Here is a 235-nt window from a genome sequence, read left to right as displayed (position 1 = left end):
AATTTAAAAGACATCCTGAAGGATGGAATTTTTCGTATGAAGACGAATAAAACGTTTTTGTCTGGTTAAAATAGCTCTGTGGTACAACCTGATTCCATGCCGAACTCAGAAGTGAAACGCATCAGCGCCGATGGTAGTGTGGGGTTTCCCCATGTGAGATTAGGACATCACCAGACACCAATATATAAGGCTGCCCGTGGGCAGCCATTTCTAGTTCTAGCGCTGGGATTTAGTC

The 235-nt window shown here is 44.3% G+C and carries 1 rRNA gene; it reads left to right on the top strand.

From position 1 onward, the window contains the following. The first annotated feature begins 60 nt into the window (after positions 1 to 60). Positions 61 to 176 (top strand): 5S ribosomal RNA (gene rrf / locus Q4519_RS22125). Positions 177 to 235 lie beyond the last annotated feature (59 nt).

It is taken from the genome of Motilimonas sp. 1_MG-2023, assembly GCF_030547455.1.
GTDB lineage: Bacteria > Pseudomonadota > Gammaproteobacteria > Enterobacterales > CBDFNC01 > Motilimonas.
Note: the sequence above shows the minus strand (reverse complement) of the source record. Positions and strands in the feature narration are given on the sequence as shown.